Raw genomic sequence first — 24,067 nt, 5'->3', positions numbered from 1 at the left:
ATTAGTTCATTTCTCCAACAGAGCTGAGTATTTACTCTTTTTGAAATTATGTTACTTTTCCAGCACATTTTTGTTACAGATGGCATCAGGGAACGTACCATGAAGCTCAATAAAATTTATTCTGCTATTTTACTTAGCACTTTACCTCTTTCTGCAGTTCAAGCAGCTGGCCTAGACCGTTCTGGTCAATCTATTTCTGCTTTTTTACAGCCGGGTAATTATGCTGAAGCAGGTATTACTGTGATTGATCCTAGCGTATCTGGAAAATCTATTCCTCAACTAGGTAATGAATCTATCAGCGACATGGCAGAAGACTACTACTTTCCATCTGCTGCTATTAAAGTTCAAGCAACTGATAAAATATCTTTAGGTCTGATTTATGATCAACCTTATGGTGCCGATTCAATTTATCCAACAAATAATGTAAGTTTTTCACAAGTAAATCCTCTTAGTACTCAACGAGAAAGCACTCAAGTAGAAGTAAAAACTAATAACCTTACAGCTTTAATCGGTTATCAACCAACTGAAAACTGGAATTTTTATGCTGGACCTGTTTGGCAAACTGTAGAAGCTAAAATTGCATTACGAGGTGCAGCTTATGGAAATTCGGGCTATGATATTAAACTTGATGAAGAAGAAGCTTGGGGCTGGCTTGCTGGTTTCGCTTATCAAATCCCTGAAATTGCTTTAAAAGCAGCTATTACTTATCGTTCAGAAATCGATCATGAGGCAAATTCAACAGAGAGCTTTGGATTTGGAACTATTGCATCGCCTCTTTCACCAGATGTTACAGCTACAACACCTCAATCTGTAAATTTAGATCTTCAAACAGGTATTGCAGCAAATACTTTAGCCTTTGCTAACGTACGCTGGGTAAATTGGAGCCAATTTGCAGTAACACCTAATTTATTAAAATTACGCTCAGGTAGTAATTTGATTGACTACTCAGATGATCAATGGTCTGCAAATGTTGGTGTTGGCCGTAAATTTAGCGACAAATGGTCTGGCTCTGCTTTAGTAAGTTATGACTCAGGTGCAGGTAATCCTGTAACAACACTAGGACCAACCGAAGGTTACTGGGGTGTAGGTTTAGGTGGACAATATAGCCCAGCCGAAAATTACTTTATTCAAGCAGGTGTTCGCTATATGTGGTTAGGTGACGCTGAGGCTAAAGCAGGCCCTAATGTTGTAGGAGAGTTCACCGATAACACTGCAATCGCATATGGCATGAAAATCGGTTACCGCTTCTGATTTTTTGATAGATTCAATAAAAAAGGCGCTTATAGCGCCTTTTTATTTACTTAAATTCTTTAAGCAGGGATATCACGCACTGAAGCATTACGAATTGCTTCTTTTAACGCATCATAACCACGAATTGGCGGGAATTGCGGGAATTCAGCAATGACATTCTCAGGTGCATCAAACAGGAAACCATGATCTGCTTCACCCAGCATCGTCGTATCGTTATAAGAATCCCCTGCCGCAATCACACGGAAATTCAAACCATGCAGTGCTTTAACAGCCTGACGTTTTTGATCTGGCTGGCGAAGTTTATAAGCCGAGATCATGCCAGCTTCATCCGTTTCCAATTTATGACAGAAAATAGTTGGCCAATCCAGCTGCTTCATTAGTGGATGCGCAAATTCATAGAAAGTATCTGAAAGGATAATCAGTTGAAAATGCGTACTCACCCATTTCACAAATTCTTTTGCTCCCGGGAACGGCCCCATTTCTGCAATCACTTCCTGAATATCGTTCAAGCCTAAACCGTGCTGTTTTAAAATATTCAGACGTTGGGTCATCAGTACATCATAGTCAGGAATGTCACGAGTCGTCGCTTCAAGCTCTTTAATACCGGTTTTTTTAGCAAAGTTAATCCAGATTTCTGGAACCAACACACCTTCTAAATCTAGACATACGACTTCCATGAACATTCCCTCTAAGTTGTATTGAAAAAATTTTGCACTATCATAGCTGAAGAAACAGATTTTGCACTGTACTTTTTTAAATCTATTTTTTTCATAAGTATTTATTTTTTAGTGATAAGTCAATTAAATCAATTCTATTAAAATAGATGTGAAATTAACTAATATAGGCCATGTCCTTTCCAAGCCTATATCGCCAGGACTCTCATGACCATCATTCCTACTATTGATCGTATTGATGCACTTGCATCTGAATATGCTGATAAATCGCCCAATGAAATTTTGGCACTTGCACTGAGCCAGCAAGGTGAAATTGCGATTTCATTTTCTGGTGCTGAAGATGTTGTATTGATTGATATGGCGTCGCATCTCGGTAAACCTTTCCGGGTATTCAGTCTGGATACTGGCCGTCTACATGCAGAAACCTATCAGTTTATTGAACGGGTGCGTAAGCATTATAATATCGAGATTGAAATCTGCTTCCCTGAAACGGATGCGGTACAAAATTTAGTGACCGCCAAAGGTTTATTCAGTTTCTTTGAAGATGGCCATCAGGAATGTTGCGGTATACGCAAAGTTCAACCGCTACGTAAAAAACTGGCCACGCTGGACGGCTGGATTACCGGTCAGCGCAAAGACCAAAGTCCGGGTACACGCAATGAAATTCCAGTGGTTCAGGCAGATCTAGGTTTTTCCGGTCCGGGAAAACAGTTGATCAAGTACAATCCTCTTGCCAACTGGTCCAGTGCGGATGTCTGGAGTTATATCCGTATGATGGAAGTCCCTTATAATGCCTTGCATGAAAAAGGTTTTGTTTCTATCGGCTGTGAACCTTGTACTCGCCCTGTGCTGCCAAATCAGCATGAACGCGAAGGCCGCTGGTGGTGGGAAGAAGCTACCCATAAAGAATGTGGCTTACATGCTGGCAATCTAAAAAAATAAAGTTAAGTTTTATCTTTCCTATTGATTGAAAGACTATTTTTTTAATAAAGATAGTCTTTTTAATTGATAATTTTACATTTGGTGACAAGATATAAATTACCTTTTATCGGGATAATATTATTTTAATTAAAGAATTTATAAAATATTAGACCTCTTGCGAAAGTAAAAACTGCCTCAATATAGATTTCATGAAATATCAGAAATTAAATCGTTTTTCAGATTCTGAATTCCAGCGCTTGGTTGGTGTACCTCGAGCAGTTTTTAGTGAAATGGTCGAAGTTTTAAAAGAAGCAGAATCACTTAAAAAGAAATTAGGGCGTCCTCATACTTTAGCTATAGAGGATCAATTATTATTAACACTCAATTACTTACGGAGCTACAACACCCAATTGGAATTGGCGGCAAATTACCATATCGCTGAAAGTAATGTGAATCGAACTATTAAAAAGGTTGAAGATGCATTAATGAAATCAAGACGTTTTACCCTGCCAAAACGAAGCATTACCACAGCAGACGAACAATTTAACTGGGTAATTATTGATGCGACAGAATGTTTAATAGAACGCCCGAAAAAAAAATCAGAGTAAGTTCTACAGTGGTAAAAAGAAGAAACATACGTTAAAAGCCCAAGTGATCTATCATCCGAAGAGCAAACAAATCATAGGAGTAGATATATCGTCTGGCAGTCAGCATGATATTAAATTGGCAAGAAAAACAGTTAAGAAATTCAAACATTGTGACTATGTTATGACCGATTTAGGGTACTATGGGTTAGAGCAAGATGGCTTTAAATTATTGATGCCAATAAAGAAAAAGAAGAATTTACCCTTATTTGATGCTGAGAAAAATTACAATAAAATGATTGGAAAAATACGAGTTGTAATCGAACATATTAACAGTCAATTGAAAAGATTTAGAATACTAAGTGAACGCTATCGAAATAGACGGAAAAGATTCGGTTTACGCATTAACTTAATCGCTGCACTGGTAAACCGGATGAACTTGCAATAACGACTTTCGCAAGAGATCTATTAGTTCATTGATTTATTTGCATAAAATGTGAAATTGAACACAATGCTATTCTTCTAATAACACATAATTATTAAGTTACACTCCACTTCGCCTAGTAAATATTATTTTTAGAAAACTAGGGCGTGTTGAACATTGGGTATAAATTAATGGCAAAAAAAATAGCGAACGGTTAATCTTTAAGTTCTCACACAAAAAAGATATCGTTCGCTATGCCTCGCACCATGCTCAAAGATGAACACTGGACAAGACTGAAACCTATATTACTAGAACTTAATATCTATGACAAAGGAAATCTTAGACAAACGGTTGAAGGCGTGCTTTATCGCATGCGTGTTGGCTGTCCTTGGCGCGACTTACCCGAGTATTTTGGCAAGCCTAATACTATCTATAAAGCTTACCAGCGCTGGTTTCGCAGTAATAAGCTGATTGCATTATTTACGTTACTGATCAAAGACGCAGACCTTGAGTGGGTCTTTATCGATGGCACTCATATTAAAGCGCATCAGCACAGCAATGGAGGCAACGAGAACCTACAATCCATTAGCAAAAGTGTGGCAGGCCGCGCGACCAAGATTCACTTAGCAGTTGATGCTCATGGCAATCCGATTATCTTTCTTTTATCAGATGGCACAACCCACGATGTCAAAGTCGCACCTGATTTAATAGATAAGGTTAATTTGAGCGATACAGAGGTTTTATGTGCCGATAAAGGCTATGATTCTGATGCACTACGAGCCCATATTGAACAAGCAGGGACGCATAATAACATCCCTCGAAAACGAAACACTCAGTCTTCTAACGACCATATGGACTGGGACTTGTATAAAGCCAGGCATCTAGTAGAAAATGCTTTCGCTAAGCTAAAACAGTATAGGGCGGTTGCCACCAGATTTGATAAGCTCAAGCAGAGTTATGAAAATACGGTCGCTCTTGCTTGTGCTTATATCTGGCTCAAATTATGAATGTTCAACAGGCTCTAGTTATAACTTCCAAACTTTAAATTAATTGAGTAGAACGCACTGCCTTACACAATAACGCTTTATACTTTTCTATTGTCATGTTCAAATAAAACTGATTAAAAATAATCTGATCATAACAAAGGTACTTAACCTATGATAATGAATAAAAACGTGAATAATAAATGGCATGCTGACCCATTTTTTCAACAAGCCACCCACACAAGACAGATGTCACAAGGTGAGGCTCAGCTGCCTATTAAGTACTTTGATGCGTCAAGCCTGATTGCTTTTTTTATGGTCGATTATGACAAAGCAGTCAGTGTATTGGACAATCCAAAGTTAAAGGTTGCTAAGCTTATAGGCAATAAAGCGTTATTTAGTCTAGCTTTCTATGATTATCGTGAATTAACTGATGGCGAGCCTTATCACGAAGTTGCATCAAGTATGCTTGTCTATCCTGCAGACCAAGACACACCGACTCATCCATTGGTGGAAATGACATTACCACCAGATCGACGCAATACCGGCATGTGGGTTTGTGATTTACCGGTAACCACCGAAGTTGCGTGTCGTGCAGGTAAAGAATTATGGGGCTACCCGAAATTCGTCACCGATATTGATTTTAATTTAGACAATAAGGATTTTAGTAGTTCTGTCAAACATCCAGAGAATCCTCAAATATCAATCTTGTCATTATCAGGTACGATCGGCGCATCAGTTACCGCACCTTGGGCAGACTTAGTTTTATATTCAATGTTAAATGATGCGTTAATACGGGCAACCGCAGATACACGTACATTAAATGGCGCTAAAATTGCCACTAAAGGTGATCTTAAGCTAAGTGTTGATACAACGAACAGTCACCCAATGGCACAAAGGCTCAATAGTCTTGAGTTAAATGGTGCGACGCCTTTTTCAGTCACCTTTACTGATAGCTTGCAATTGCGTTTAAATGAAGGCGTAATTTTTTGATTGATGATTTGAACTTCAAAAATCTGCTTACAGTAAATTTTTTTAAGGAGCAATTCAATAATCAATTAACTCCTTCTACTTTAATGCTAACATGCTTACTTAAACAATCAGACTCATAATATCTATTGTTCGCATAACGGGCGTTATGACAAATGACTTCAATTAGAACGGTAATCATCCCAAGTATCAGACCCTTATCTAATAGAATTAAGTTGCATACCACTCTTTGAGCCGGTAGTGAGAAGTCAATTACTTTTTAACAGACGGTATACCCCAAAGGAACCACTTAAAAAGCCTCTTAGGCCTATTAATAGGCTACCTAAAACAGACCAATATAAGAGAACCACTTATAATAAACTGCTAGCCTTAATACTCTAAATAATCCCTGATTGGACGTTTCTTAAATTGAGAAGCGTCTTTTTTAAGGCGATTAACCATCTCAAACTCCCATCCTTGCTGCGACTGTCCAGCTGGGCTAGTCGGACTTACTAAATGATTGTATTCTGCCATAAAAGCAGGATTGCGAACGATACGTCCTAGCTGTTTATCATTTAAACCCTCAACTGTGAACATATCAGCAGTATCAACATCACGCAACTTACTTGTTTTTTCTGTTTTAGTTTTCAGTTTCTCATGAACTACAAACTTAAAGCCTGTAATTGTCCTACCTTTTTTCACCTGCGTATAACTGACTTTAATATCTGATTTTTCATTAATTTCTTTAACAGCAAGGTCTAATACTCTTAGTTTAAAGTTACCCATACGCTTGTATTCATGATCTTCTATACCTAACTGGTCTCTGAACTTGTTAAGCTCAAGCAGAGTTATGAAAATACGGTCGCTCTTGCTTGTGCTTATATCTGGCTCAAATTATGAATGTTCAACAGGCTCTATTTTAAAACTAAAATTTTCACATTTCATAAACTTAGGAAGATATTTTGTTCTTGTCAATAGCCACTTTTTCACAGTTAAGGCAAGATAAAGCAGTTCATTTATATGCTAAAAAAGATATACTTTAAAAACTAAAGTAATAATTCTAACAAGGCCTTTTAGCAAAAAAGCCATAGAGAATGCAGTGAGGCAATCCACGCTATGCGTCCATTACATCCAATTGATTTTATTTTCTTAACTTTAGAGAAACGGCAGCAGCCTATGCATGTAGGTGGACTATTTTTATTCCAAATTCCCGACAATGCGCCAGCTTCCTTTATTCAGGATCTTGTCACGGATATCCAAAATTCGAAATGCTCCCCTATCCCACCTTTTAACAATTATTTAAACGGCCTGTTTTGGGATGAAGACCAAGAATTTGATTTAGATCATCATTTTCGTCATATTGCCCTGCCAAAACCGGGCCGTATCCGTGAATTGCTGACCTATATTTCTCAAGAACATAGTGCCCTGATTGATCGCGCCAAACCTTTATGGACCTGTCATATCATTGAAGGCATTGAAGGAAACCGTTTTGCCATGTATTTCAAAATTCACCATGCCATGGTGGATGGAATTGCTGGCATGCGTCTGGTCGAAAAGTCGCTTTCACATGATCCAAATGCCAAGAGTATTGTACCGCCTTGGTGTGTGGAAGGCCCACGTGCCAAACGCCTTAAAGCACCTAAAGTTAACAGGTTTAAAAATGTCCTGCAGACCATTAAGGGGCAACTGGAATGTGCGCCACGAGTTGCTTATGAACTGTCGCAAACCGTCATGAAAGATATGGGACGCAATCCGGATTATGTATCCAGCTTTCAGGCGCCAAGCAGTATTCTGAATCAACGCGTCAGTGCTTCACGTCGCTTTGCAGCCCAGTCTTTCGAATTTTCACGCTTACGTCATATTTCCAAAGCATTGGGCGTGACCATTAATGATATCGTCCTGGCCATTTGTTCAGGCGCATTACGTGAATATTTATTATCGCAAAATGCCTTACCGAAAAAACCCTTAATTGCCATGGTTCCAGCTTCTGTTCGTAGTGATGATTCAGATATATCCAACCGTATTACCATGATTCTGGCCAATCTGGGCACGCATAAAGAAGACCCACTGGAACGTCTCAAGATCGTACGTCGCAGTGTGCTGAGTGCCAAAGAACGCTTCAAACGTATGAATGCCAACCAGATTTTGAACTATAGTGCCTTTGTCTACGGTGCAGCAGGTCTGAATATTGCCTCCGGTTTAATGCCGACACGTCAGGCGTTTAACGTCATTATTTCCAATGTACCTGGGCCACAAGAACCATTGTATTGGAATGGTGCACGTCTTGAAGCACTTTATCCGGCTTCCATCGTACTGGATGGTCAGGCCTTGAATATCACTATGACCAGCTATCTAGACAAACTGGAAGTCGGCTTGACCGCATGTCGTAATGCCCTGCCGAAAATGCAGAACTTGCTGACACATCTGGAAGAAGAAATTCAACGTTTTGAACTTATTGTAGATGGCGAACCTGTCCCAAAGTTACGAGCGGTAAGCTAGCCGCGGATGAATAAATAAGATAGATGGACTGCCAAAGATGCTGATCATTTTTGCCAGTCTTTGAGCACAGAATAAAGGGACCGATCTGGTCCCTTTGCTTTATTTTTGGAAATCTTTTTAAATTATTTTAGAATTTTTGGATGACTTCTCGATTTAAATGTCTATCCAAATCATTTTTTGACAAGTTAGAAACAATGCACAAATGCAATCAGCTTTTAATGGTACGGCACTGTTGTAATAATTGATGGCAGACGTTACGGATCATGCTCGCGGTAATCTGAACTTCATTACCGCGTTCATCGACGATATATCCCGCATGTACAGTCTTTGGTTCTAATACGTGTTTTAGGCCTTTATGGATTACTGCTTTACTCATACTCATCACACACTCCTTTTGCTAAGCCTGAAACTGGGAGAAACGGCTTTGGCTAATTCATGCATCTAGTATTGTAAATAAAGGCCCGGTTGTAAAATTTCAGATGTAACAAGTGTTTAACGATATTCTGTTACAATTTTAGCTGAGAATGATATCGTATTGCTCTTGCGTATATAGATTTTCCACCTGGAACTTAATCACGCGATTAATGAAATGTTCTAGATCAGCGACTGCAGGCGCTTCTGCTGTTAATAGACGATCAATAACAGCCGGATGCGCAACGACAGTAAAGCCACTCTGTGACTCATAAGCACGAGCATAACGCAGAATCTCCCTGAATATTTCGTAACATACTGACTCGGCTGTTTTGACATAACCGCGTCCTTGACAGGTCGGACAAGACTCGCACAGCAGATGTTCCAGCGACTCACGGGTGCGTTTCCGGGTCATTTCCACCAAGCCCAGTTCTGATACCTGAGTAATCTTGGTCTTGGCGTGGTCACGTTCTAACATGCGCTCAAACTGTTTCATCACTTCTTCACGATGCTGCGCTTCCTGCATATCAATGAAGTCGATGATAATAATGCCGCCGAGATTACGCAGCCGTAACTGACGCGCGATAACATCCGTCGCTTCCATATTGGTTTTAAAAACCGTATCTTCCAGCGAACGTCCACCAACATAAGAACCGGTATTGACATCAATTGTGGCCATGGCTTCCGTCTGGTCAATCATCAGATAACCGCCAGACTTCAATGCGACTCGAGTTTGCAATGCCTTTTGCAGGTCTTCTTCGACATTATACAAGTCAAAAATTGGCCGCTCGCCCGGATAATGCAGCAAACGGTCTTTCATATTCGGGACAAATTCTTCGACAAATTCCTGCAGCTTGGCATGAATTTCACGTGAATCCACGTAAATTTTAGCAGTTTCTTCATTGGCCAGATCACGAATCACCCGTTGCGGCAAAGGCAATTCTTCAAAGATCAAAGACGGTACTGCAATAATCTTTTGCTTGCGCTGGATATATTCCCAAAGCTTGGCCAGATAAGCCATATCCTGTGCAATGGCTTCTTCTTCAATCCCTTCTGCCGCAGTACGTACAATCACTGAACCTGGCAGCTTATGTTCTGCCTGAATCCGCTCAATGATCGAACGCAAGCGATTGCGCTCTTCCTCGGATTCAATCCGTTGCGATACACCGATATGATTGCCATATGGCATCAGCACCAAATAACGCGAAGGAATCGACAGATCGGTAGACAGGCGTGCGCCTTTGGTACCGAGCATATCTTTCATCACCTGAACCGTGAGGACTTGTCCCGGTTGAAGTAGCTCAAAGACATTCGGGGTTGGCTGATTGCGGGGCCAGACCATATCATTGATATGTAAAAACGCAGTACGAGAAAGTCCGATATCCACGAAAGCAGCCTGCATGCCGGGTAAGACCCGCACCACTTTTCCTTTATAGACATTCCCTACCAGGCCACGCTTGGCCGTACGCTCGACAAACAGTTCATTGACCGTGCCGTTTTCAATTAACGCGACCCGACATTCCATCGGCGTGACGTTAATCAACAACTCGTCAGACATAACTACACTCAAAACATTATAAGAATTCTTTTCAGCAGTTAATTTAGTGCCTTAACCGTCTGTAATAACTGTACTGTCTCATATAAAGGCAAGCCAACCACATTGGAATAACTGCCCTGTATTTTTGGAATATAACGTGCTGCAATTCCTTGAATTGCATAAGCCCCTGCTTTACCCAGTGGCTCACCTGTCGCCCAGTAACTTTCCATATCTGCAGCGCTCAGGATTTGAAATTCGACCTGTGTGCGTACCACTATACTGTATTTTTCATGCTTTGTACGAACACAGACACCGCTATATACATCATGCCACCGACCGGAGATTTTTGTCCACATTTCAATCGCATGTTGTTTGGATTCAGGTTTGCCCAAAATCTCCTGATCCACCCCCAAACTGGTGTCCGCAGCAATAATAATTGCATCAGGATAAAGCTCTGCCACGGCATCGGCTTTGGCACGTGCCAGACGTTCAACATAGGCTGCGACCGACTCGCCTGCTTGTACCGATTCGTCAATTTCTGGGCTGTAAATATCGAAGCTCAGCCCGAGTTGCTGTAACAACTCGCGGCGCCGGGGTGAGCTCGAAGCAAGAATTATACGCGCCATTTTTTCAGCACATAATAAATAGCAGGCCAAACCAGAATACTGGTCAGCATCGGAATCCAGTGCCGTGCATAAGAAAATTGCACGCCAGCCATAATCTGGGTAAAAAAGATTATCAGCAGATATGCGACAATCGCCAGCCCCATAATCACCCAGAGATTATTAAAGGTCAGTATACGGCGTTCACGGGTCAGAAAGCGGGCTAAAAAGGCAATAATGATAAAGCTCAGCGCATTCAGACCCAAAGGTGCATCCAGCAGCAGATCAATAAAAATACCCGTACCAAAGGCAAACCAGATCCCGCACCAGGTTGGCTGACATAACACCCAGAAGAGCATGATCATCAGCATAAACAGCGGACGCCAGCCCGAGAGATTATAGGAAAGTGGATAGACCATTAAAATAGAAGCCACAATCACCGAAATGACAATAGCCATTAAAGGATCACGATGCTTTCTGGATTTCATCTTAGCGATTGACATGCGGTTGCTCCATCGCTAATGAATCGGAAAATAACACCACCACATGATGTCCACCGGCCAGCTGAGCCGCAGGCGTCACATCAATCTGGGCAAATTCACCAGAATTATGGCGTTGTACTTTAGATACCTGCCCCACCAGATAACCTGCCGGGAAATGTTGTCCCAAGCCCGAACTATAGACTTTTTCACCGACCTTGATATTGGCACTGGTCGGTACATATTCCATTTTTAAACGTCCCAGATCACCTGTGCCCGAAACAATGGCACGCATACCGGTATGTTCCAGGCGCACTGACAGTGAATGTTCTTTATCGGACAACAGCATGACCCGGCTACTATGCGGATAGACATTGATAATCTGTCCCATGATACCCTTGTCATCCAGTACCGTTTGCCCGACTTTCAGCTCGTTATTTGAACCCCGGTTGATCACGATAATATGCCGTAATGGATCGGCATCGGTACCAATCACTTCGGCAATTTCAATACGTCCATCAATGATCAGCGGCGTGTCCAATAGACCGCGCAAACGGGTATTTTCAGCAGAAAGTTCAGAGATTTTTTGTAAGCGTACCTGTGCCTGTAACAGCTCGGCCTGCATCGCGGTATTTTCCCGACGCAATTGAGCTTCAGACTTGGTTTGTTGATTCAACCACTCTCGCGACAATACCGGATAGCTGGCCACCGCATAAATAGGATTATAAGCAGCGTACAGGACATCCCTTGCAGGTTGAACAACATGCGGCATGCGCCAATCAAAGAAAAGCACCACCAAGCATGTTACCAATGCAATTATAAAAGAGCGAAAAGATGGCGGTTGTCGAGAAAACAGATGTGCTTGCACCCGCCGGATCCTTTTCTTAGCCTACGAATAACATGTCATGATTTGGGTTGTCGAAAAATTCGAGTACCTTGCCGCCACCACGTGTCACGCATGATAGTGGATCTTCTGCCACCACCACCGGCAGGCCAGTTTCTTTGGCAAGCAGCTTGTCCAGGTTACGCAGTAATGCACCACCACCAGTTAACACGATACCACGTTCAGCGATGTCCGAAGAAAGCTCAGGAGGGGTATGTTCTAAAGCAGATTTCACCGCAGACACGATGTTTTGTAATGGATCAGAAATCGCTTGGGTGACTTCGTCAGAATTAACCACGATTGCGCGAGGCACACCTTCTGCGAGGTTACGGCCACGAACTTCAATTTCAAGCGGTTTAGCACCTTCATCTGGCAACGCCATACCCACTTCTTTTTTGATTACTTCAGCCGTGGTTTCGCCGATCACACAGCCATGCGCTTTACGCACATAGTTAATGATCTGCTCATCAAAGACATCACCGCCAATACGTAAAGAATCGGCATAAACACAACCCTGCAGCGAGATAATCGCAATTTCAGTAGTACCACCGCCCACATCAACCACCATCGAACCACAAGCCTGCTCGACTGGCATCCCTGCACCAATCGCTGCTGCCATTGGCTCTTCGATTAAACGTACATCACGTGCGCCCGCATTAAACACGGCTTCACGAATGGCACGGCGCTCAACCAGAGTCGATTTACATGGCACGCAAACCACCACACGCGGTGCCGGAGTGAATAAACGGTTTTCATGTACTTTGCGAATAAACTGATTCAGCATGGTCTCAGTGACTTCAAAATCCGCAATCACACCATCTTTCATCGGACGGATCGCTGAGATATTGGCTGGGGTACGACCTAGCATTTGCTTCGCTTCAAGACCGACTGCCGCAACAATTTTATGTGAACCACTATGACGGATGGCTACAACCGTTGGTTCATTTAATATAATGCCTCGTCCTGGCGCATAAATAAGTGTATTTGCTGTACCTAAATCAATGGCAAGATCGGGCGAAAACAAGCCTATTAGTCGTTTTAGAATCACGGGGACGTTCTCAGTTAAACTTTATATGGACGCAAGGTCGCCACTTTAACTAAATGTGATGATTTGGACAAGTCAATCGCTTATCATAACGCATGATAATTTGAATTTTTTTAATACTGATTAGGTAATATTATGTCTACATCGGATGCACAGCATTCTGCAGATTTAAGTGCAGAAACAGTTTCAGCTATTGCCAACCTTGCAAGGTTATCTCTCAATGATACGCAATCTGCTGAATATGCTCAAAGTTTAAATAAAATTTTAGGCATGATGGAAACCCTGAAAGGCATCAATACCGACGGTGTTGAACCACTGAAAAGCCCTTTCGACCACCCACAGCCTTTACGTGAAGATGTCGTGTCGGAAAGCAATCATCGTGAGGAATACCAAGCAGTTGCACCTGCTGTACAGGACGGTTTGTATCTCGTCCCACGCGTAATTGAGTAATTATTACCCAGTTCATTCTTTTTATTAAATTAAACGTAAAGAATTATTTCTCATGACAGATTTACACCGCTTATCCATTCGTGAACTGACTGAAGGTTTGGCAAATGCTCAATTTTCATCCCGCGAATTGACTCAACACTATTTAAAACGCATCGAAAAAATTGATGCACAGGTCAAGGCTTATGTGACCGTGACTGCTGAACAGGCATTGGCTCAAGCTGATGCTGCCGATGCTGCAATCAAAGCTGGCAATACCTCTGCCCTGACTGGTGTGCCAGTTGCCCACAAAGATATTTTCTGTACCCAAGGCATTAAAACCACTGCCGGTTCAAAAATGCTGGACAATTTTATCTCTCCTTACGACGCAACCGTTGTAGCGAAAGGTAAAGCTGCGGGCCTGGTCACTTTGGGTAAAGTGAACATGGACGAATTCGCGATGGGTTCGACCTCTGAGAACTCATATTACGGCGCAACTGCCAACCCTTGGAACCTGGGCCATGTCCCTGGTGGTTCTTCAGGCGGTTCTGCAGCAGCTGTGGCAGCGGATTTGGCACCATTTGCAACTGGTACTGACACCGGTGGTTCAATCCGTCAACCTGCATCATTCTGTGGTCTGACCGGTCTTAAACCGACTTACGGTCGTGTATCGCGCTTCGGTATGATTGCCTATGCATCATCACTAGACCAAGGTGGTCCAATGGCACGTTCTGCAGAAGACTGTGCTTACCTGATGAATGTCATGGCCGGTCATGATGCCAAAGATTCAACTTCAATGGATCAAGTGGTAGATAACTATGTCGCGAACCTGAACGCTACCTCAGTAAAAGGTTTACGCATTGGTATTCCAAAACAGTATTTTAATGTTGCTGGCCTAGCTGAAGATGTTAAAGCACGTGTCGAAGAATCACTTAAAAAGTTAGAAGAAATGGGCGCTACGCTTGTTGAGATCGACCTCAACATGACTGAAAGCTATGTTCCGACTTATTACCTGATCGCACCTGCCGAAGCTTCTTCGAACCTATCACGTTTTGATGGCGTACGTTATGGCTATCGCGCAGAAAATCCTGTGGACCTGATGGACCTGTACAAGCGTTCACGTTCAGAAGGTTTTGGTGCAGAAGTGCAACGCCGTATCCTGATTGGTACGTATGCCCTATCTGCAGGTTATTACGATGCTTACTATGTAAAAGCACAGAAAGTACGTCGCCTGATCCAGCAAGATTTCCTTAAAGCATTTGAATCGGTCGATGTCATTGCAGCACCTTCTGCGCCAACGACTGCCTATAAAATTGGTGCAGATTTAACGCCAGTTGAAATGTACCTGGGCGATATTTATACGCTTGCGGTAAATCTGGCAGGTCTTCCTGCGATTAACGCGCCTGTCGGTTTTGACCAAAATAACTTGCCAGTTGGCTTACAGCTGATTGGTAATTACTGGTCAGAATCTCAATTGTTGTCTGTGGTACACCAGTATCAACAGGCCACCGATTGGCATACAAAACGCGCTGCAATTGCTGAGGAGAACGCATAATGGCTCAAGCTCAAAAATCGGCTAAACCAAAATCCAACCTGATTGATGGTTGGGAAGTCGTTATTGGTATCGAGATTCACACTCAGCTTGCCACCAATACCAAAATTTTTTCAGGTTCATCGACTGTTTTCGGTAATGATCCAAACACGCAAGCCAGCCTGGTTGATTTGGCTATGCCGGGCGTATTACCGGTATTAAACAAAGAAGTGGTTGATCTTGCGATTCGCTTTGGTCTGGGTATCGATGCTTACATCGATCAGGCGTCTGTATTTGCGCGTAAAAACTACTTCTATCCGGACTCTCCAAAAGGCTATCAGATCAGCCAGATGGACAACCCGATTGTGGGCTTGGGTCATATCGACATCCAGCTTGAAGATGGCACGGTTAAACGCATTGGCGTAACCCGTGCGCACCTTGAGGAAGATGCAGGTAAATCGATTCATGACCAGTTCGAAGGTATGTCAGGCATTGACTTGAACCGTGCCGGTACGCCGCTGCTTGAAATCGTTTCTGAACCGGATATGCGTTCGGTTGAAGAAGCGGTTGCTTATATCAAGGCAATTCACACTTTAGTGCGCTGGTTAGGTATTTCTGACGGTAACATGGCGGAGGGTTCGTTCCGTTGTGACTGTAACGTGTCGTTACGTCGTCCGGGTCAACCGTTTGGTACACGTTGTGAATTGAAAAACCTGAACTCATTCCGTTTCATTGAACAAGCGATCAATGTTGAAATTGAACGTCAAATGGAAATTCTGGACTGGGATGGCACCATTGATCAGGAAACGCGTCTGTTCGACCCTGTGAAAATGGAAACGCGTTCAATGCGTTCTAAAGAAGAAGCGAACGATTACCGCTACTTCCCGGATCCTGACTTGTTGCCTGTGGTGATTCCAGATGCGCAAATCGAAGCGATTAAAGCGCAAATGCCTGAGCTGCCTGCTGCTCGTCGTGCGCGTTTCGTGGCGGACTTTGGCGTGACTGAGTACGATGCGCACGTGCTTACACTTACTCGTGAAATGTCTGAATTTTATGAGGAAGTCGTTAAAGCTGCTGGTGGTGCTGCACAAGGTAAGATTGCGGCAAACTGGGTAATGGGTGAATTCTCAGGTGCTCTAAACAAAGCTGGCCTAGACCTTGCTGATTCTCCTGTTTCTGCTGAGAAACTGGGTGGCATGATTGCACGTATTGTCGACAACACCATTAGCGGTAAGATTGCGAAACAAGTGTTCGGCTTTATGTGGGAAGAAGGCAAAACTGCAGACGAAATTATTGCGGAAAAAGGCTTGAAACAGGAAACTGATACAGGCGCGATTGAAGCAATTATTAAGGAAGTTCTTGCTGCCAACGAGAAGATGGTGGAAGAGTATAAATCTGGTAAAGAAAAAGCTTTCAACGGTCTGGTTGGTCAAGTGATGAAAGCGTCTAAGGGTAAAGCCAACCCTGCTCAAGTGAATGAATTGATGAAGAAATTGATTGGTTGATTTATTCGCTAATCAATTGATTTCGTGTTATAAAAACCTCGCTTAATGCGGGGTTTTTTTACTATGTCTTATACTATTACAAATGAAATTATTGATATTGACCAACAAATTGAAATTATAAAAATGAAACGTCAAAATATGAAGGAATATGAAGAACAATTTATCCATCATAAGTCCATAGAACATTTTTATGAATGTATTAAAGAATTAAATCCAGAAGATAATTTTTTAATCTCAAAAATATATAGTAAAGGTCGCGATACTGTTATTTCTTTAAACAGTATTATATTCGACTCAACTTACCCACCCAATACACCGACGCTAAAAAAGTTAATAGATCATTTATCTGTAAATCTCGAATACCATAAAAATATTTGTGAAAGTGCATATAAAGCAGTTGAAAAAAGAATCCATGAACTTGAATTTTATGAATGGTCTATCCTTGAAATGATCAACATTTGTAAATATATCTGTGCCGATATTGACCAAATTTCAGATATATTAAATCTACTTAAGCAAACTAAAACATATAGACTTCAGAAAGGTACTCTACAAATGGATGATATTGACCCAATAATGAAACCCAGTACAACTATTCAAAATAATTATAATGCACCAATACAGCAAAGTATGATTCAAAGTGGTCATAACAATACAATGAGTGTTAATCAAATTTATAACCAGGCGTTACAATAGGTTTGTAACCAAATTCGTGAGGTTATTAATAACTCTCGAGAATCTGACCCAATTAAGGAGACTCTAAATACTGACATAAATAATATTGAAAATGCTCAAAGTCATCCTGAAAGAAAATCAGCATTCGAATCTTTATTATCAAACAGTGCATCAATCGCAACTCTTTGGTCCTCTTTAGCGCCATATATTCCTGAATTAATGAAGTCTATAGGGTAATTTTTTAATAAAAGCCTGCTCATTAATTAGCAGGTTTTTATATCTGAATAAAAATACATATGAGCATCAAAAAAGTATCATCTATCGCTAAACTCGAAGACTTAGGACGTATTCAGCTTTCAAAGTCTTTATTTATGCGTGACTTCCTCTATAGCGAAATCGCCAACTGGTACGGTGTACCCAACTTCCCCGATCATCCTGACATTGCAATCCGTACAGGTACAGAACTTTGCCAACAATTGTTAGAGCCACTCCAAGACAAGTTTGGACGTATTGCGATTCGTTCAGCTTATCGCTCTCCAAGCGTGAACCAACTCGGCAATGAAAAAGGACATAACTGCGCAACGAACGAGAAAAACTTTTCCAGTCATATTTGGGACTATCCTGATGCAAAAGGTTATGGGGCAACGGCTTGTATTGTCATTCCATCATTTTTAGAACTTTATGAGAAAGACCAAAGTAGCTGGCAACAATTGGCGTATTGGATTCATAACAATCTGAACTATAGCCACCTGCAATTTTTCCCAAAACTCTGTGCTTTTAATATTGGCTGGCATGAACAACCTGCACGCGAAATTTATAGTTATATTCAACCCAAAGGCTATTTGCTGCGTGGTGAAGCTGTGAATAAAGAATTTGAGAAATTTTATCCTGATTTATTGTAATCATTAATCCCCCCAAATCCCCCTTTTTCAAAGGAGGACTTGCCACGTCATCAATTGATACGCGTGGTTCCCTCTCCTGAGCAAGTTTTAAAGCACTGCTTTAAAATGAAGCGCAAGAAAGGATGAGGGCTAGGGAGAGGATTTTTTTAAATTAATACTCTTCTCTTAAATTTTCTAATTCAGTCGCACGTGCGGCAGTCGCTTCCATGTAACAACTATTGCTATTTACAGTTGCAATCGTCCCTCCATTCGGGTCGGCATAAAAATCGCAATTGGCATCACGATAGCGAATCCAGAGACGCTGAACCTCTTGAAGCTGTTTTTTACGGTTTGCATTCAGCGATGCCATCGTCTGTTTATAGGCATTATTTAACCGTGTATCTTGGCGATCTGTTTCGGCCGCAATACAATCCAGCATATTTACAGTAACGCCACCTGAGCGATCCATACAATTTGAGTATTGCCGACTCAAATCATTGTCCCCTGCGTACAGCGCAGGAGGAAGTATAAACATACTTAAACCCAATAAAGCAGTGCGTTTGAACATAACAACCCCTATCTTTTCATTTATGTTATTCATAATAAATACCATAATTGAACCCTGGCACGCATGCATTCAATCAGTTATTTCCCTCTTAACTCACCCAACTTATTCCACACATCCGGTGTCAAGAAAGTGACCACCAGTTTATTTAAATCCACATAACGCAGCACACCTTTAAGCTGACTTTTCACTTCAGGATTTTCTAAAATTTCCTCACCGGTAATCCGTCCAAGTTCCTGAAAACTGTCACCCACCGCTTGTACGCCTTCCGCAGCAATTACCGCTTTGGTCTGTGCAGAACATTGCTCTACCAATATACGCTGCAATACTTGGGCTAAATTTTTATCCAGCTGGGTTCTTTGTGCTTCATTCACATTACTGAATTTCTTCAATTCCGGATGTGCAGATAAGGCAACAAAGGTCCATTGCAGCACCGTTGTTTTATCTGCTGCCGTGGTGGATTTCACCAGACAGTTACTCAGCTGCTCGACGGTTGGCCCCGCAATAGCCATTTGGGTGGTAGCCATCAAGGCCATTGCCATTAATCCCCACCGAATTTTAGCTGTAAATCTGCGACGGATAACCTCAGTTTGGCGTGACATAAGCGAATCTCTTTTTTAACAATCAGCTACTTTGTATCATAGACTCGCACCTTGCCCGTGTTATTACTCTGTAATTTATGGCAATACACAAGCCACGGGCAAAAGACCGATATCTGATTAGGTGTATTGAGTGTAAATGTGAGTTTGAGATTAGAAATCCCCGTCTCTGTTCAGCATTTTTTAAGACGCCACTTTAAAAAAAAGGCGAGTGAAAGCATCCTCAGAATGTATTTTAAGGATGCTCGAAAGAGGATGGATTAAGAAGGAAAAAATAGTCCTACTTCACCTGCCTGAGCATATTCTTTGCTCCGGCATGATTATAATTATTGGCCAGGTTTTGCAAAATTTTTACCGCCTGACCTTTGGCATTGGAAAAACGGCTGCTATAACTCGGCACACTGGTTAAACAGCGCGCTACCAGCATCCCTGATTCAGTATAGACACGTGTTCCCTCTGTGCCCTGCAATTTGCCATAGTTATAGGCACGCTGGGCGTTGTTACAGGCATTATTCAGATTCTTGCCACTATTAATATCACGTCGCGCTGCCACATAAATCTTCATCTGATGTTGTTGCGGTGTTTCTGCTATTGTAGCTCGAGCTGATGCCGCTGCTAGCTGCTTTTTCTCCACTTCTTTTTTCTCTAACTCTTTTCTTTCTAATTCCTTTCGCTCTAATTCTTTCTTTTCCAGTTCTTTACGTGCTGATTCCTTCAGTTCATTTGTCGTCTTTGCGGCAGGAGTCTTAGGAGGAGTCGTGGTTTTTATCGATGCAGGGGCGGTTTTCTCCACAGCAACCCTGGCTTTAGTTGGACGATAAAAGTTTTTCGCTTGAGAAGGAGTCATGACCTGGGTGAGTAGTCGAACGCTACGCGTCTGGCTAGTTTTATCAACTTGTCGTTCAGAAGTTGGCTCAATCGAGACAATCCAACTTTCAGTCAGGTCATCCATACGACACTGATAGGCACCACTACCTTGTACAACACCCCGATTGGCACTCAGGCGTTTGCGTTGGGCAACATCTGCCACGGCACTAAAATTACTTTTATACAGCAGTGAAAATTTACCGCCCTGTTCATGACAATATTGCGTCAGTATCGAACGCGGATACATGGCCTGAGTCGTATTATTTTTCTGAGCTTGCCCCCAAAGATAAACATAATCTTTTGCACTACCATCACGCTGATTCAAAGCCCGTTTGGCAATCAGTTCTTCCGGACTGGAAAAAGGATGTAACACCTCTGATTTCAACCGATTCACGCTATTACACCCAGCTAAACCTGCTGCCCCTATTATTAGAATTATTACTTTTAGCTTCACAGCAAATATCTCAACCCCAAAATCCCGTATAACATAGCTTAAATAGCACAAAACAACAAACACAAGATATTGATAACTATAATATTTAAATGGTAAAAAGGCACATATCAGCCTCAACTTTGCTGATTATGCCAAGCTTCATGTGATAAAAATTGACACAAGTATCATTTTTAAATCAGTTCAAATAATAAACAATTCCATTCAGGACTCAAGAAAAAGATAGAAAAAACACATAAAAAACCGAAGAAGGCTGAGTCCTTCTCCGGCGGCTTATTCAAGGAACGCTACAGACCTTTATTATAATGGGTAATAAATTTACCTTTTATCCGCTATAACATTGCCTGAACAAGATCAGCATAAGAATAATTTCCTCAACGTACATTTGTTATTTTTATACGTCAAACCACCGGAAATTAAACGCCATCTTGGCTGGCCCTTAGGATTCTAGACAAGAAAAAAATATCTGAATACCCCAATATTGGGAGGTTCTGACACGATTTACCCAAGTCATCTGACCAACGGTCAGATCGATATTTTCCATTGGATTCTGTAAATTAACTCGCCCTAAAAAAAGCCAAACCTAAAACTGTTTGGCTAATAAAGCAGGATAATAATATGAGAAAAAATTAATCAATATGTGATTCAAATGCTTTCAACCGTTTATAGATCGACATCAGTTCAATAATCGTCGGCCAAGACAAAATCAGGTACTGGAAAGATTCTCGCACTTTGCCAAACACATTTAGGATTTGCATCATTAAACCGAGGGTAATTGCCCCTGCTGCAATACTTGGAAACAGAATAAATAATCCGTAAATATTGTCCAACTGCAAGTACCAGATCCGAACCATGTTGAAATAAGCATAGTGAAAATACAACCGGAAATAATTCCAGCGTACTCGGCTAAACAGTTCTTGTAATGTCAGCGGATGTGCGCGATCAGCATAGTCTTCGCCATAGACCAGCTCTTTACGATAGGCTGCCTCAACTTTCTGGTTATTAAACTCCAGTCCGGGCAGCTTCATTCCCACGACCATCAAAATGACCGTACCCAATACCGCCCAACCAATCGAGGCCCACATTAAAGCATGCGGTATTTCCCCTACAATTGGTAAAACTTTCACATGACTAGAGAGCTGATATAAGATCGGCAGGAATGCCATCAGCAACATCAGCGCTTCAATCAAGGAAACACTTAACTGCTCCGTGGTTTTGGCAAAGCGCATGGTATCTTCCTGGATACGTTGTGATGCACCTTCAATATGACGTAACTGCTCCCAATGTGCGGTGTAATAATCATTCATCGCGGTACGCCAGCGGAAGACATAATGGCTGACAAAAAACAGGTTAAATACCGCTAAAGTGACATAAACCATCGCAATATAATTAAAGGTTAATGCGCCTTGATACAGCAATGAAACATCCCCACCACCCTTAGTGAGCATTTGTTGAATCTGATCATAAAACGGGCTATACCATTCATTTAATACGACATTGACCTGTACCCCGAACCAGATATTAAACAGAATAAATGCCGAGCCCCAGACCGACCAGCGCTGCCATCGGTGTCCGGCTTTCCATTGCCAGAACAGCGCAAATATCGTAGTTGCAATGAAATACCAGAGATAGAACCAGATAAATTGAGCTGACCAGAAACGCCCGATACCGATTGTAAGCTTTTCATCAAAATAACCTTCAGGAAAACCCAGATAGGTTCCCCATCCTGATCCGCCACTATGCCAAAGCACAAGATTAATGATAAACCACAAAATCAGGCTGCTAAAAAACCAGACGGGTTGCGGGAAAAATGACTTAAACATGCCGACCCAGTTCTCCTTATGTCTCTTGGTCATCCAAATGACGCATAGTTTATTCTTATTTTAGATTTTTACTGTTATAAAGCATTAATTTTCCATTTAGTGTAAAAAAGGATAGAAGGATATCGAGTCTCTAGAAACTTATTTTTATCATTCAGCTCTACGTTATGATTTTCCTTATATTCTCGATTTTTATCATTTAGCAGAGCGATATCAAAAGACAGAAAAATCATCATGTTTTTGACCTTTTGTTATTTTGATAGACTTTTTTATGCCTGTTATCTGTCGGGTTTATGTAAAAGAACCTCATGCTTCTGAGCACTACGAGAATAGGATGAAAATCATGCATACTGCATGTCTTCTAGGTATCTTTTACCTAAATAGAGCACTTCTCCCTATTTGAATAAGTCATTGATCAAGTTCTCAGTTTTTGAAGAAACAGTTAAATTTTCAAAAATCATGCTATGATTTAATTATCGAAAAGTAATCTTATTTTGGAAAAAACTATGGAAAGTTCAGTAATTGAATTACTTAAACCGGTGACTCTACAAAAAGAAAACTGCGACCCTATTATTTTTGAAGCAGGCACTGTTTTGAAAGTGGTCATGCAGACTCCCACCAGTCTTCTGGTCAGTAATGATGATGACTTTAACTTTACCATTCCTTTAAAAGACGAAAATGAAGTGTGGCGAGAAATCTGAGTATTTTTCTCTCATGTAAATAGACGGGTTGTATCTGAATTTGGTTTCTTAAATTATATGATACGACCCTTAGCTTCTCTCCACTTTGATTGCTCTTGCGTTATTTTTTCAAAAAATTATTTCTTTCCTCTTCTCTCATTATTTACTGCTTTTAAACTGACTCATCCATTTGAGTAGAAAAATTTCTTTTAATTGAAACATCACTTAGTTTTTTGACCTATGTAAGATCACTGATGATCTGTTTTTCCGTGTTTTGTATCTGCTCTGTCATTGCAATAACATCTTTATATCTCTCCTCTCTTTAGCTCCACTTCATCTAACACCTATGTTTCGATTCAAAAAAAGAATATTCAAGTTATTTTCAGAGTTTAGTAATAGAACTGGAGTTCGTCTTCCTTCGATTTTTTATCCTCTGATAAAATTTACGAATAAGAATTAAAAAATTAATCTGAGACACTAAATTAAGAAGCTGTTTAAATTGTATAGCTCTCCAATTGGTCCCAAGAAAATTTGATGATACGAAATTTCCCTCTAGACAGTTTTAGTATTTTTGCTGTTAAGACAGCTTAGCCAATTTTAAAAAATATTAATTTTCATAAACTTAAGCTAAAAATTTTAATTATATATGCCCAATTTATAAATTTATTTAAATTATTATATTTAAAAATATCTCAAAATTACATCTCCCCATATATTTAAAAAATAAAATACAAATTAATAATAAATACTATATTCTGAAAAATTAATTACAAAATACACATTCAAAAATAACGATTAAATAATA

At 41.0% G+C, this 24,067-nt stretch carries 24 protein-coding genes; 12 read left to right on the top strand and 12 right to left on the bottom strand.

Features of this window, described 5'->3' with window-relative positions:
- Positions 1 to 99: 99 nt before the first annotated feature.
- The gene (locus F893_RS06415; protein ID WP_005247011.1) at positions 100 to 1,251 is read left to right on the top strand and encodes an OmpP1/FadL family transporter; all 1,152 of its coding nucleotides are present in this window, start codon (positions 100 to 102) and stop codon (positions 1,249 to 1,251) included.
- Between the two features lie 59 nt (positions 1,252 to 1,310).
- Here the strand turns inward: F893_RS06415 and thrH are convergent, their stop codons facing one another.
- Positions 1,311 to 1,928, bottom strand: a complete 618-nt coding sequence (thrH, locus tag F893_RS06410) for a bifunctional phosphoserine phosphatase/homoserine phosphotransferase ThrH (RefSeq protein ID WP_004646225.1) — start codon at positions 1,926 to 1,928, stop codon at positions 1,311 to 1,313.
- A gap of 204 nt (positions 1,929 to 2,132) precedes the next feature.
- On the opposite strand from thrH, the gene F893_RS06405 reads away from it, so the two are divergent.
- The 4 genes from F893_RS06405 (at position 2,133) to F893_RS06385 (ending at position 5,830) form a co-directional block, all read left to right on the top strand.
- Positions 2,133 to 2,867 carry a phosphoadenylyl-sulfate reductase gene (locus F893_RS06405; RefSeq protein WP_005251238.1) on the top strand — a complete coding sequence of 245 codons (735 nt, stop codon included), beginning with the start codon at positions 2,133 to 2,135 and terminating at the stop codon, positions 2,865 to 2,867.
- Between the two features lie 188 nt (positions 2,868 to 3,055).
- Positions 3,056 to 3,878, top strand: a protein-coding gene (locus tag F893_RS17355; RefSeq protein ID WP_085064288.1) for an IS5 family transposase whose coding sequence is annotated in 2 segments (ribosomal slippage) — positions 3,056 to 3,436 and positions 3,438 to 3,878 — 822 coding nt in all. Because the reading frame shifts where the segments join, the coding sequence is not laid out codon by codon here.
- A gap of 230 nt (positions 3,879 to 4,108) precedes the next feature.
- On the top strand, positions 4,109 to 4,861 hold the full coding sequence (locus tag F893_RS06390; RefSeq protein WP_004782589.1) for an IS5 family transposase: 753 nt from the start codon (positions 4,109 to 4,111) through the stop codon (positions 4,859 to 4,861).
- 150 nt (positions 4,862 to 5,011) lie between these two features.
- Positions 5,012 to 5,830, top strand: a complete 819-nt coding sequence (locus F893_RS06385; RefSeq protein WP_005251235.1) for an acetoacetate decarboxylase family protein — start codon at positions 5,012 to 5,014, stop codon at positions 5,828 to 5,830.
- 366 nt (positions 5,831 to 6,196) lie between these two features.
- On the opposite strand, the gene F893_RS06380 is transcribed toward F893_RS06385, so the two are convergent.
- Positions 6,197 to 6,592 (bottom strand): RepB family plasmid replication initiator protein, encoded by a 396-nt coding sequence (locus tag F893_RS06380; protein ID WP_004782596.1) that lies wholly within the window; start codon positions 6,590 to 6,592, stop codon positions 6,197 to 6,199.
- Between the two features lie 330 nt (positions 6,593 to 6,922).
- On the opposite strand from F893_RS06380, the gene F893_RS06375 reads away from it, so the two are divergent.
- On the top strand, positions 6,923 to 8,305 hold the full coding sequence (locus F893_RS06375; protein WP_005251228.1) for a WS/DGAT/MGAT family O-acyltransferase: 1,383 nt from the start codon (positions 6,923 to 6,925) through the stop codon (positions 8,303 to 8,305).
- A gap of 208 nt (positions 8,306 to 8,513) precedes the next feature.
- Here the strand turns inward: F893_RS06375 and F893_RS18080 are convergent, their stop codons facing one another.
- From F893_RS18080 to F893_RS06350, 6 genes are all read right to left on the bottom strand, one after another.
- The gene (locus F893_RS18080; protein WP_004646222.1) at positions 8,514 to 8,687 is read right to left on the bottom strand and encodes a PA1571 family protein; all 174 of its coding nucleotides are present in this window, start codon (positions 8,685 to 8,687) and stop codon (positions 8,514 to 8,516) included.
- A 132-nt stretch (positions 8,688 to 8,819) separates the two neighbouring features.
- Positions 8,820 to 10,274 (bottom strand): ribonuclease G, encoded by a 1,455-nt coding sequence (gene rng, locus F893_RS06370; RefSeq protein ID WP_004646221.1) that lies wholly within the window; start codon positions 10,272 to 10,274, stop codon positions 8,820 to 8,822.
- A gap of 38 nt (positions 10,275 to 10,312) precedes the next feature.
- Complete coding sequence (locus F893_RS06365) at positions 10,313 to 10,879, bottom strand: Maf-like protein (protein ID WP_005251226.1); 567 nt, start codon at positions 10,877 to 10,879, stop codon at positions 10,313 to 10,315.
- On the bottom strand, positions 10,867 to 11,358 hold the full coding sequence (gene mreD / locus F893_RS06360; protein WP_005251220.1) for a rod shape-determining protein MreD: 492 nt from the start codon (positions 11,356 to 11,358) through the stop codon (positions 10,867 to 10,869). The genes F893_RS06365 and mreD overlap by 13 nt, the downstream gene beginning before the upstream one ends.
- Positions 11,345 to 12,202, bottom strand: a complete 858-nt coding sequence (gene mreC, locus F893_RS06355; RefSeq protein WP_004279362.1) for a rod shape-determining protein MreC — start codon at positions 12,200 to 12,202, stop codon at positions 11,345 to 11,347. Before mreC ends, mreD begins: the two co-directional genes overlap by 14 nt.
- Positions 12,203 to 12,218: 16 nt before the next feature.
- Complete coding sequence (locus tag F893_RS06350; protein ID WP_004279360.1) at positions 12,219 to 13,265, bottom strand: rod shape-determining protein; 1,047 nt, start codon at positions 13,263 to 13,265, stop codon at positions 12,219 to 12,221.
- A gap of 132 nt (positions 13,266 to 13,397) precedes the next feature.
- On the opposite strand from F893_RS06350, the gene gatC reads away from it, so the two are divergent.
- The 5 genes from gatC (at position 13,398) to F893_RS06325 (ending at position 18,301) form a co-directional block, all read left to right on the top strand.
- Positions 13,398 to 13,712, top strand: a complete 315-nt coding sequence (gene gatC / locus F893_RS06345) for an Asp-tRNA(Asn)/Glu-tRNA(Gln) amidotransferase subunit GatC (RefSeq protein ID WP_004279359.1) — start codon at positions 13,398 to 13,400, stop codon at positions 13,710 to 13,712.
- Between the two features lie 52 nt (positions 13,713 to 13,764).
- Entirely contained in the window at positions 13,765 to 15,243 is a 1,479-nt protein-coding gene (gene gatA / locus F893_RS06340; protein ID WP_005251217.1) for an Asp-tRNA(Asn)/Glu-tRNA(Gln) amidotransferase subunit GatA, read from the top strand.
- Positions 15,243 to 16,724: an Asp-tRNA(Asn)/Glu-tRNA(Gln) amidotransferase subunit GatB gene (gene gatB / locus F893_RS06335; protein WP_005251216.1), complete on the top strand. Its 1,482-nt coding sequence runs from the start codon at positions 15,243 to 15,245 to the stop codon at positions 16,722 to 16,724. The genes gatA and gatB overlap by 1 nt, the downstream gene beginning before the upstream one ends.
- Before the next feature lie 63 nt (positions 16,725 to 16,787).
- A complete protein-coding gene (locus F893_RS06330) occupies positions 16,788 to 17,420 on the top strand; it encodes a hypothetical protein (protein ID WP_034435984.1) in 633 nt (210 codons plus the stop codon).
- A gap of 275 nt (positions 17,421 to 17,695) precedes the next feature.
- Positions 17,696 to 18,301 (top strand): hypothetical protein, encoded by a 606-nt coding sequence (locus tag F893_RS06325; protein WP_005251211.1) that lies wholly within the window; start codon positions 17,696 to 17,698, stop codon positions 18,299 to 18,301.
- A 151-nt stretch (positions 18,302 to 18,452) separates the two neighbouring features.
- Here F893_RS06325 and F893_RS06320 read toward each other — a convergent pair whose 3' ends face one another.
- The 4 genes from F893_RS06320 to sbmA all read right to left on the bottom strand — a co-directional run bounded on the left by F893_RS06320 (position 18,453) and on the right by sbmA (position 22,585).
- Complete coding sequence (locus tag F893_RS06320; RefSeq protein WP_004279354.1) at positions 18,453 to 18,848, bottom strand: lysozyme inhibitor LprI family protein; 396 nt, start codon at positions 18,846 to 18,848, stop codon at positions 18,453 to 18,455.
- A 77-nt stretch (positions 18,849 to 18,925) separates the two neighbouring features.
- Positions 18,926 to 19,447, bottom strand: coding sequence for a hypothetical protein (locus F893_RS06315; protein WP_005251208.1), 522 nt, complete (start codon positions 19,445 to 19,447; stop codon positions 18,926 to 18,928).
- A 277-nt stretch (positions 19,448 to 19,724) separates the two neighbouring features.
- The gene (locus F893_RS06310) at positions 19,725 to 20,705 is read right to left on the bottom strand and encodes a hypothetical protein (protein WP_034435981.1); all 981 of its coding nucleotides are present in this window, start codon (positions 20,703 to 20,705) and stop codon (positions 19,725 to 19,727) included.
- Between the two features lie 686 nt (positions 20,706 to 21,391).
- Positions 21,392 to 22,585: a peptide antibiotic transporter SbmA gene (sbmA, locus tag F893_RS06305; protein WP_005251204.1), complete on the bottom strand. Its 1,194-nt coding sequence runs from the start codon at positions 22,583 to 22,585 to the stop codon at positions 21,392 to 21,394.
- 503 nt (positions 22,586 to 23,088) lie between these two features.
- Here sbmA and F893_RS06300 point away from each other — a divergent pair.
- On the top strand, positions 23,089 to 23,283 hold the full coding sequence (locus F893_RS06300) for a hypothetical protein (RefSeq protein ID WP_004730396.1): 195 nt from the start codon (positions 23,089 to 23,091) through the stop codon (positions 23,281 to 23,283).
- Positions 23,284 to 24,067: the final 784 nt, after the last annotated feature.

The organism is Acinetobacter sp. CIP 102136, assembly GCF_000369685.1.
Classification (GTDB): domain Bacteria; phylum Pseudomonadota; class Gammaproteobacteria; order Pseudomonadales; family Moraxellaceae; genus Acinetobacter; species Acinetobacter fasciculus.
Note: the sequence above shows the minus strand (reverse complement) of the source record. Positions and strands in the feature narration are given on the sequence as shown.

What these genes read in the sequence shown, in the direction of transcription:
- F893_RS06405 (WP_005251238.1), top strand. Translation starts at nt 2,133, where the DNA reads ATGACCATCATTCCTACTATTGATCGTATTGATGCACTTGCATCTGAA.
- sbmA (WP_005251204.1), bottom strand. Translation starts at nt 22,585, where the DNA reads ATGTTTAAGTCATTTTTCCCGCAACCCGTCTGGTTTTTTAGCAGCCTG.
- F893_RS06380 (WP_004782596.1), bottom strand. Translation starts at nt 6,592, where the DNA reads ATGGGTAACTTTAAACTAAGAGTATTAGACCTTGCTGTTAAAGAAATT.
- mreD (WP_005251220.1), bottom strand. Translation starts at nt 11,358, where the DNA reads ATGTCAATCGCTAAGATGAAATCCAGAAAGCATCGTGATCCTTTAATG.
- F893_RS18080 (WP_004646222.1), bottom strand. Translation starts at nt 8,687, where the DNA reads ATGAGTATGAGTAAAGCAGTAATCCATAAAGGCCTAAAACACGTATTA.
- gatA (WP_005251217.1), top strand. Translation starts at nt 13,765, where the DNA reads ATGACAGATTTACACCGCTTATCCATTCGTGAACTGACTGAAGGTTTG.
- F893_RS06390 (WP_004782589.1), top strand. Translation starts at nt 4,109, where the DNA reads ATGCCTCGCACCATGCTCAAAGATGAACACTGGACAAGACTGAAACCT.
- F893_RS06330 (WP_034435984.1), top strand. Translation starts at nt 16,788, where the DNA reads ATGTCTTATACTATTACAAATGAAATTATTGATATTGACCAACAAATT.
- F893_RS06325 (WP_005251211.1), top strand. Translation starts at nt 17,696, where the DNA reads ATGAGCATCAAAAAAGTATCATCTATCGCTAAACTCGAAGACTTAGGA.
- thrH (WP_004646225.1), bottom strand. Translation starts at nt 1,928, where the DNA reads ATGGAAGTCGTATGTCTAGATTTAGAAGGTGTGTTGGTTCCAGAAATC.
- gatB (WP_005251216.1), top strand. Translation starts at nt 15,243, where the DNA reads ATGGCTCAAGCTCAAAAATCGGCTAAACCAAAATCCAACCTGATTGAT.
- F893_RS06365 (WP_005251226.1), bottom strand. Translation starts at nt 10,879, where the DNA reads ATGGCGCGTATAATTCTTGCTTCGAGCTCACCCCGGCGCCGCGAGTTG.
- gatC (WP_004279359.1), top strand. Translation starts at nt 13,398, where the DNA reads ATGTCTACATCGGATGCACAGCATTCTGCAGATTTAAGTGCAGAAACA.
- rng (WP_004646221.1), bottom strand. Translation starts at nt 10,274, where the DNA reads ATGTCTGACGAGTTGTTGATTAACGTCACGCCGATGGAATGTCGGGTC.
- F893_RS06300 (WP_004730396.1), top strand. Translation starts at nt 23,089, where the DNA reads ATGGAAAGTTCAGTAATTGAATTACTTAAACCGGTGACTCTACAAAAA.
- F893_RS06415 (WP_005247011.1), top strand. Translation starts at nt 100, where the DNA reads ATGAAGCTCAATAAAATTTATTCTGCTATTTTACTTAGCACTTTACCT.
- F893_RS06385 (WP_005251235.1), top strand. Translation starts at nt 5,012, where the DNA reads ATGATAATGAATAAAAACGTGAATAATAAATGGCATGCTGACCCATTT.
- F893_RS06320 (WP_004279354.1), bottom strand. Translation starts at nt 18,848, where the DNA reads ATGTTCAAACGCACTGCTTTATTGGGTTTAAGTATGTTTATACTTCCT.
- F893_RS06315 (WP_005251208.1), bottom strand. Translation starts at nt 19,447, where the DNA reads ATGTCACGCCAAACTGAGGTTATCCGTCGCAGATTTACAGCTAAAATT.
- F893_RS06375 (WP_005251228.1), top strand. Translation starts at nt 6,923, where the DNA reads ATGCGTCCATTACATCCAATTGATTTTATTTTCTTAACTTTAGAGAAA.